Origin of the sequence: Mycobacterium parascrofulaceum ATCC BAA-614 (assembly GCF_000164135.1) — a bacterium.
In the GTDB taxonomy this organism is placed as follows: Bacteria; Actinomycetota; Actinomycetes; order Mycobacteriales; family Mycobacteriaceae; genus Mycobacterium; species Mycobacterium parascrofulaceum.
In genome coordinates, this window is the sequence record NZ_GG770553.1 from 1,848,178 (window position 1) to 1,855,534 (window position 7,357).

The window sequence follows — 7,357 nt, forward strand, 5'->3', positions numbered from 1 at the left end:
CGACGCGCGGCCGCGCGGCAACAGGGCCGCGGCGCCAAGCCGCCGAAATCGGTCAAGCGGCGCTAGGCGCGCCGGGAGCCGCCGTTTTTCCACCCGGCAGCAACGCCGATGCCATACGCTAATCAGGCATCACCTGCTGGGTGGCTACAGATGACCCCGCGACCGCGCCCGGTCAAGGAAGGGGCGAGTTTCATGCCCTTCGACGGAGCTGTGTCGCGAATCGAGGTGCTGGCGGCGCTGTCCCTGGCGGTCGACCTCGGGCTCGGCCAGCCGATGGACCACATGCTGCGGTCGGCGGCCATGGGCACCAGGCTCGCCGAGCGGCTGGGGCTCGGTGAACGTGAGCGCGGGACCGTTTTCTACACCGGCCTGGTGATGTGGATCGGCTGTCACGCCGACTCCCACGAGTACGCGCGTTGGTTCGGCGACGACATCGCGATGCGACACGACAGCCACTTCATCGACTGGTCGGGGGCGCCGTACCGGCGATTCCTGCTGGGCAACCTCGGTCGCGGGTCGACATTGCCGAAACGGGCGCAGCTGGCGGCCAAAGTCTTTCTGGACGCGCGTGGCAACCTGGGCGCGTTGGTGCAGTCCCATTGCCTGTCGGCCGCGCTGCTCGCCGAGGAGATCGGCCTGGGCGCGGACGTGTGCGAAGCCCTGCCCTATGCGTACGAACGATGGGACGGCAGCGGCCTTCCCGGCGGCGCCGCCGGCGCGCGGATACCGGTGGCGATGCGCGTGGCGCAGGTTGCCGACATCGCCGAGGTGCACCATCGCGCGTACGGCGCGGAGGCCGCGGTCGCGGAGGTCCGCCGGCGCAGCGGCACACAGTTCGATCCGGATGTCGTCGCGGCGTTCACGGCGGCCGCCGACGAGCTGCTCAACGACAGCGAGGACGCATGGTCGGCCGCCGCCGACTTGGCCCCGGACCCGGGGGAGGCGCTGACCGGTCCCGCGCTCGACGCACTGCTGCGCGCCATGGGCGATTTCGTGGACCTCAAGTGCCCGTTCACGCTTGGCCATTCCCGTGCCGTGGCCGAGTTGGCGGAGAACGCCGGAAAATGTGCGCGGCTGCCGCAGAACGAGGTCGACATCTTGCGCCGCGCCGGCTACGTCCACGACCTCGGCCGGATCGGCGTGTCGAACCGGGTCTGGGAAAAGCCGGGCGGGTTGACCGGTGCCGAACGCGAGCGGGTGCAGATCCATCCGTATCTGACCGGCAGAATCCTGGCCCGCGTCGGTGGGCTGAAGGCCGTCCGCGAGGCCGCGGTGAACCATCACGAGCGACTCGACGGGTCGGGGTATCCGAACGGTGTCCGGGGTGAGGACCTCTCCGTTCGCGATCGGATCCTTGCCGCCGCCGAAAGTTATTGCTCCGCAATGGAACCACGGCCGCACCGCGACGCTCTCGACGACACCGGCGCCGCCCGGCAGCTACGAAGCGAGGCCGCCCGCGGGCGCCTCGACGGTGATGCGGTCGAAGCCGTGCTGGAGGCCGCGGGTCACCGGCCGTCGCGCAGAGCCGTCCGGCCGGAGGGGTTGACGCGGCGCGAAGCCGAGGTGTTGCTGCACGTTGCGCGCGGACAATCCAACCGCGAGATCGCTTCGGCCCTCTGGATTTCCGAGAAGACCGTGCGCAATCACGTCGAGCGCATCTATGCCAAAATCGGGGTCTCGAACAGGATCGGGGCCAGCTTGTACGCGACACGGCACGGCCTGACCGCCAGCGCGCTCGACTGATTTGGGGCGGATGCCTCATGTGCGGGCGGGAAATCGACGAGACCATCTTCCCATGACTGGCACTGCCCAATCCGCGGCCGGCGCGCCGGCCCGGCAGTCGGTCCCCTCGTCGGGCCTGTGGGACAAGGTACTCACCGACGGCCACGCTTCCTTGATCCGGGCGAGGCGCGCGTTTCGCTATCTGCCGTCGGCGCCGCGATGCAAGCTGTGCAACAACCCGTTCGGCGGTCCCGTCGGCCGGATCTTCGCCGCCGCCGGTTTTCGCCGTTCGCGCAAGAACCCGAACCTGTGCGAGCGATGCTGCGACGCACTGCCGCGAGGCGGCGCGGAGGTGGACATCGCGGTGCTGTTCGCCGACGTCCGCGGCTCCACGGCGCTCGGTGACCGCCGGCCCGCCGCGGATTTCGCCGCGTTGCTCAACCGGTTCTACGGCGCCGCGACGCAGACGCTTCTGCGCCACGACGCGGTGATCGACAAGCTGATCGGCGACGAGGTGATGGCGTTCTTCGTCCGGGGCATCAGCGGGCCGTCGTATCGTCGGCGAGCGGTTCTGGCGGGGATCGAGCTGCTCGAAGCGGTCGGATACGGCACCCCCGAGGGGCCCTGGCTGGACGTGGGAATAGCGGTGAACGCGGGCGTGGCGTACGTCGGCAACGTCGGCGGGGCGGTGGTCGACTTCACCGCCCTCGGGAGCCCGGTCAACGCCGCGGCCCGGATGCAACAACACGCCGCCGGGGGCGAGTTGCTGGTTGCCCGCGGAGTCGCCGACGAGCTCATGGCCGGCACGCGGCAACGCATCCTGAATCTTCGCGGGCGGCAAGACCCGCTCGGCGCCTTCAGCCGGAAGATGTGAGTATTCCGACAGTCCCTGCGCGGGGCGCGGACTCAGCCCGCGATCCTGTGGAGGATCGCGGGCCGGGCCGGGCGGGGCGTCAGCGTGGCGATGCGCCCGGCCTCGACCGCCGGTCCAGCACCCATGCCGTGGCCAGCGTGAGGGTGACGGCGAAAGAGGCGAGCGCGATCAGGCTCACGGCCGTGCCACCGTGGAAGGTGTCGTGGTACGCCGACATGGCCGGCAGCGTGGCGGTGTAGCGGTCGAGCGCCAGGCCGCGCCCCAAGGCGTCGAAGGCGTGGCGGTTGGACAGGACCAGGCTCATCAGACGCCCGGGGGCCGCCATCTGGTCGACGGGGACGATGGCGCCGCCGAAGAGGACCTGCGGGAAGCACAGCATCGGCAGGGCCAGGGCCGCCTGCGCGGCATTGGAAACCGCGGCCGAGGCGAACAGGCCCAACGCCAGGGCAGAGGTCGCTTCGATCAGAATCGTCGCAAACAGGAAGGCGTAGACGTCCCATCCGACCGCGGGGAGCCGACCGAGCAAGCGCAGCACGATCAGTAACACCGCGCTCACTGCCGCCAAGACCGGCAGCAGCGCCGCGATCTTCGAGGCCACGTAGGCGCCCACGCTCAGCCCGGCCAACCGTTCGCGCCGGAAAACGGCCATCTCTCCGACGATCTGGAGCAGGCCGTAGGTGAGGCCGAAGAAGAAGCCGTCGAAAGCGATCCAGAACACGATCTGGGCCGGACCCACCCCGGCTGCCGCACGCGGATCGAACTCGCCGCGCTTGAACAGCGTCGCCATCATCACCGTCACCAGCACCGGCGAGCCGAGCAGGATGGCCAGGGTCAGCCGGTTGCGAGAGAGAACGTCGACATTGCGCCGGGTCAGGAGCCACCATTGTCGGAGCCCGCCGGTGTGCTTGAGGGCGGGCGGGGTGTGGGCGACGCGCCGCGGGAGGGAGCCGTGTCGGGTTGACGCATAGACGCGGCTGCCCGCGAATCGCTCCGCCCACATCTGCGGAGTGCCCTCGCACGCCAGGCGCTCGTACACCTCGGTGAGGTCCCGCACACCGAAGTAGCGCCGCGCCGCGGCCGGGCTGCCGGTGAAGGCCAGGTGGCCGTCGCGAGCCAGGAAGACCACCCGGTCACACCGGTCGATGCCGGCCGGCTCGTGGGTGGTGAGGATGACGGTTACCCCGCGCCGGGCGAGCCGGCGCAGCAGGCGCATCACTTCGGCCGCGGTCGAGGGGTCCAGCCCGGAGGTGGGTTCGTCGAGAAAGAAAAGCCTCGGCCCGGTCAGCAGCTCCACGGCGATGCTCGCCCGCTTGCGCTGACCGCCGGACAGCGCGCGTACCGGCACGTCGGCACGGTCGGCCAAGTCGAGGTCCCGCATGGTCTCCTCGACGATCCGTTCCGTTTCCGCCGCGGGGGTGCCGGCCGGAAGCCGTAGCAGTGCCGCGTACCGCAGCGTTCGGCGCAGGGGCATCTCCAGGTGGATGATGTCGTCCTGAGGCACGTAACCCACTCGGGAGTCGGTGACCGCGCGGGGACGGCGAGCGACGCCGTCGTGCCGTACCTCTCCGGTCGACGGCGGTCGCAGCCCGGCGAGGACCTCCAGCAAGGTGGTCTTGCCCGCTCCGCTGCCGCCGGCGATGGCGACCAATTCGCCGGGTTCCACCGAAAGCGACATCGTTTGCAGGATTTGCCGCGCGCCGGAGCGCCGGCCGATGTCGATCGCATCGATCCGAACGCCCACTGGCGTATCGGAGGCCGTTGTCGCACAAACTAATTCGGTCATGATCTCATCTCCGTGCCTTCTCGGGGTAACTTCGTCACAGGCGATCATCGGTCCACCGCTTCCGCCGTCGCATGAGGCGTTTGCCTCAAATGGCAAACTCCGCCAGCGGGTATGCGCCCGGAAATGAGCTAGTCAGAATTGCCTAGAGCGCGGCGCCGAAAAATGAGGCAAATGACCTATAGGCGAGCGCGCGCACGCGGCGGACACTGAGCACATGAAGCGATATCTGACGCTGGGTTACGGCGCCGCGGCGTACCTGCTCTTCCTCGCGGCCTTCTTGTATCTCATTGGTTTCGTGGGCAACTTCGCGCTGCCACGAAGCGTCGACCGTGGGCTCGCCGCGCCCCTCGCCGAGGCGGCGCTGATCAACGCGGCGCTGGTCGCCGCGTTCGGGGTGCAGCACAGCGTGATGGCCCGCCCCGCGTTCAAGCGATGGTGGGCGCGCTTCGTGCCTCCGTCGATCGAGCGCAGCACCTACGTCCTGCTGTCGAGCGCGGTGCTGGCCCTGCTGTATTGGCAGTGGCGGACGATGCCGACGGTCATCTGGGACGTGCGAATGCCGGCGGCCCGCGCGCTGCTGTGGGTGCTGTTCTGGCTCGGCTGGGCGATCGCCCTGCTGGCGACGTTCCTGATCAACCATTTCGACCTGTTCGGGCTGCGGCAGGTGTATCTGGCGTCGCGCCACCGGCCCTACACCAGCATCGAGTTCCGCGTCCGGCTGCTCTACCGGGTGGTGCGCCACCCGCTGATGCTCGGGATGGTCATCGCGTTCTGGGCCGCACCCGTGATGACGGCCGGGCATCTGCTGTTCTCGGTCGGCATGACGATCTACATCCTGGTCGCCACCCAACTGGAGGAGCGCGACCTGGTCACGTCGCTCGGCGACCAGTACAGCGCCTACCGGCGCGAGGTGTCGATGCTGCTGCCGATTCCGCGCCGGCAGGCCGCGGGCGTGGCCCGGCAGGGCTGATCCCCGCGCACCGGTGACGGCGCCGCCGGCCGACCTGTCAGGATTGACGGTATGGATGTCAAGGAGGTGCTGCTGCCGGGCGTCGGCCTTCGCTACGAGTTCATCGACCACAAGGGCGATCGCATCGGCATCATCGCGCGGCGCAGCGGCGAATTCGACGTCGTCAGGTATGCCCGCGAGGATCCCGACGAAGCCCGGCCGATCCTGCACCTCAGCGACGAAGAGGCCGAGGCCGTGGCCCAGATCCTCGGGGCGCCGCGGATCGCCGAGCGGTTCACCGAGCTGGCCCGGGAGATTCCCGGACTCGAGACGGGTCAGGTCCACATCCTGGCGTCCAGCCCGTTCGTGGACCACCCGCTGGGCGACACCCACGCCCGCACGCGCACCGGGGCTTCCATCGTCGCGATCGTGCGCAACGAGGAAGTGCTCGCCTCGCCCGGTCCGGCCGAATTGCTGCATGCCCAAGACGTTTTGATCGTGATCGGTACCGAGGACGGCATCGCCGGCGTCGAGCAAATTATCGACAAGGGCTGAGCCGGTGCAGGTTTCGGGGACGCTGCTGCTAGAGCTCGGCGCCCTCCTGACGGCCCTGGCCATCGTGGGGGGCCTCGCCCGCCGGTTCGCGTTGTCTCCCATCCCCGTGTACCTGCTGGCCGGCCTGTCGCTGGGCAAGGGCGGGATTCTGCCGGTGGCGGCCGCGGGCGACTTCGTCACCACCAGCGCGCCCCTCGGTGTCGTGTTGCTGCTGTTGACGCTGGGCCTGGAATTCTCCGTGGCCGAATTCGCCAGCAGCATGCGCCACCACCTGCCGTCGGCGGGCGTGGACGTCGTCCTCAACGCCGCCCCCGGCGCGGTCGCCGGCTGGCTGCTGGGCCTGGACGGCGTCGCGATCCTCTGCCTGGCCGGCGTCACCTACATCTCCTCGTCCGGCGTCGTGGCCCGGCTGCTGGAGGATTTGCGCCGGATCGGTAACCGCGAGACGCCCTCGGTGCTGTCGGTGCTCGTGCTCGAGGATTTCGCGATGGCGGCCTACCTGCCGCCGTTCGCCGTGCTCGCGGCGGGCGGCGGATGGCTGCGCGCCGTCGTCGGCATGGCGGTGGCGATCGGCGCTCTGGTCGCGGCGTTCGCGGCGTCCTACCGCTGGGGCCACCATTTCGGCCGGCTGGTCGAGCACCCCGACTCCGAACAGTTGCTGCTGCGGGTGCTGGGCATCACCTTGATCGTGGCGGCGATGGCCGAATCGCTGCACGCGTCGGCCGCCGTGGGCGCGTTCCTGGTGGGCCTCACGCTGACCGGAGAAACCGCGGACCGGGCACGAAAGGTGCTCGGGCCGTTGCGCGATCTGTTCGCCGCCATCTTCTTCCTGGCGATCGGCTGGGCGGTCGACCCGCAGGAGCTGGTGCCGATGCTCCCGGTGGCGCTCGCGCTTGCCGCGGTGACCGCCGCAACCAAGGTGGCCACCGGGATGTTCGCCGCCCGGCGCGACGGGGTCGCCCGGCGCGGGCAGCTGCGCGCGGGCACCGCCCTGATCGCGCGCGGCGAGTTCTCCCTGATCATCATCGGGCTGGCGGGCACGTCCATTCCCGCGGTCGCCGCGCTGGCGACGTCCTACGTCTTCATCATGGCGATCGCCGGGCCGGTGCTGGCCCGCTACACCGGGGGGCCGCTGGCACCCAGCCATGGCGCCTTGCCCTGACGGTCACCCGATGTGCAGCGCGACCACCAGCCAGCGTCCGCCGGCGCCCACCCGCTCGACGCGGCAGGCGAGGGCGTGGATGCGGCGCCCGCGGCTGTACGAGCCGCATACCTCGGCCGCGGACTCCGGGTCCCGGTGCCCGGCGGGCTGCAGGCGTAGCCGTCGCAGCACCGCGGCGCCCTCGTGACCGGTGAGCGAGTGGCCCACCGAGACAACGGAATCCACCAGGCTGGGGGCCAGCAGGGGGCGCAGCTGGGCCGCCGGGCGGCGGCGGTCGATGACCTCCAGCACCCGGCGCAGCGCGGCGTCGGC

The 7,357-nt window shown here is 70.2% G+C and carries 7 protein-coding genes; 5 read left to right on the forward strand and 2 right to left on the reverse strand.

Annotated elements, in window-relative coordinates; genetic code table 11:
- Positions 1–192 precede the first annotated feature (192 nt).
- Both HMPREF0591_RS08660 and HMPREF0591_RS08665 read left to right on the forward strand, forming a co-directional pair.
- Positions 193–1,743 (forward strand): HD domain-containing phosphohydrolase, encoded by a 1,551-nt coding sequence (locus HMPREF0591_RS08660; RefSeq protein WP_040622122.1) that lies wholly within the window; start codon positions 193–195, stop codon positions 1,741–1,743.
- Between the two features lie 52 nt (positions 1,744–1,795).
- Complete coding sequence (locus HMPREF0591_RS08665) at positions 1,796–2,596, forward strand: adenylate/guanylate cyclase domain-containing protein (RefSeq protein ID WP_007168106.1); 801 nt, start codon at positions 1,796–1,798, stop codon at positions 2,594–2,596.
- Positions 2,597–2,675: 79 nt separating this feature from the next.
- Here HMPREF0591_RS08665 and HMPREF0591_RS08670 read toward each other — a convergent pair whose 3' ends face one another.
- Positions 2,676–4,379, reverse strand: a complete 1,704-nt coding sequence (locus HMPREF0591_RS08670; RefSeq protein WP_208857738.1) for an ABC transporter ATP-binding protein/permease — start codon at positions 4,377–4,379, stop codon at positions 2,676–2,678.
- Positions 4,380–4,593: 214 nt separating this feature from the next.
- On the opposite strand from HMPREF0591_RS08670, the gene mddA reads away from it, so the two are divergent.
- The 3 genes from mddA to HMPREF0591_RS08685 are packed head-to-tail and all read left to right on the forward strand — an operon-like array spanning position 4,594 to position 7,045.
- Entirely contained in the window at positions 4,594–5,349 is a 756-nt protein-coding gene (gene mddA / locus HMPREF0591_RS08675) for a methanethiol S-methyltransferase (RefSeq protein WP_007168108.1), read from the forward strand.
- Between the two features lie 51 nt (positions 5,350–5,400).
- Positions 5,401–5,883, forward strand: coding sequence for a cation:proton antiporter regulatory subunit (locus tag HMPREF0591_RS08680; protein ID WP_007168109.1), 483 nt, complete (start codon positions 5,401–5,403; stop codon positions 5,881–5,883).
- Positions 5,884–5,887: 4 nt separating this feature from the next.
- Positions 5,888–7,045, forward strand: coding sequence for a cation:proton antiporter (locus HMPREF0591_RS08685; RefSeq protein ID WP_007168110.1), 1,158 nt, complete (start codon positions 5,888–5,890; stop codon positions 7,043–7,045).
- A gap of 3 nt (positions 7,046–7,048) precedes the next feature.
- On the opposite strand, the gene HMPREF0591_RS08690 is transcribed toward HMPREF0591_RS08685, so the two are convergent.
- Positions 7,049–7,357 (reverse strand): Rv3235 family protein (locus HMPREF0591_RS08690; RefSeq protein WP_007168111.1); only part of this gene is annotated, 309 nt, incomplete at its 5' end.

Excerpts from the sequence above, each read along its gene's own strand:
- HMPREF0591_RS08660 (WP_040622122.1), top strand. The coding sequence starts at position 193 with ATGCCCTTCGACGGAGCTGTGTCGCGAATCGAGGTGCTGGCGGCGCTG.
- HMPREF0591_RS08665 (WP_007168106.1), top strand. The coding sequence starts at position 1,796 with ATGACTGGCACTGCCCAATCCGCGGCCGGCGCGCCGGCCCGGCAGTCG.
- HMPREF0591_RS08670 (WP_208857738.1), bottom strand. The coding sequence starts at position 4,379 with ATGACCGAATTAGTTTGTGCGACAACGGCCTCCGATACGCCAGTGGGC.
- mddA (WP_007168108.1), top strand. The coding sequence starts at position 4,594 with ATGAAGCGATATCTGACGCTGGGTTACGGCGCCGCGGCGTACCTGCTC.
- HMPREF0591_RS08680 (WP_007168109.1), top strand. The coding sequence starts at position 5,401 with ATGGATGTCAAGGAGGTGCTGCTGCCGGGCGTCGGCCTTCGCTACGAG.